Annotated in this window: 1 protein-coding gene; it reads right to left on the bottom strand. The window is 64.5% G+C overall.

What is annotated here, in order from left to right:
- Positions 1-245: aldehyde dehydrogenase family protein (locus tag AF337_RS31145; protein ID WP_152971255.1), on the bottom strand; the 245-nt coding region annotated here is incomplete at both ends.

Raw genomic sequence — 245 nt, 5'->3', positions numbered from 1 at the left:
ACGGAGCCCCTTCATCAGCCGGTGCGCCCGGGTGAGGTTCTGGGTGAAGACGCCGGAAGCCAGGCCATAACGGGTATCGTTGGCGAGCCGCAGCGCCTCGGCCTCCGTCTCGAACGACACGACGGACAGGACCGGTCCGAAGAATTCCTCGATCAGGGACGGCGAGGCGACATCGTCGCAATCGAGAATCGTCGGCGGGAAATAATAGCCGTCGCCGTCGATCTTGCTTCCGCCCGTGACGAGGC

The organism is Rhizobium ecuadorense (assembly GCF_001187535.1).
Taxonomy (GTDB): Bacteria; Pseudomonadota; Alphaproteobacteria; order Rhizobiales; family Rhizobiaceae; genus Rhizobium; species Rhizobium ecuadorense.
Note: the sequence above shows the minus strand (reverse complement) of the source record. Positions and strands in the feature narration are given on the sequence as shown.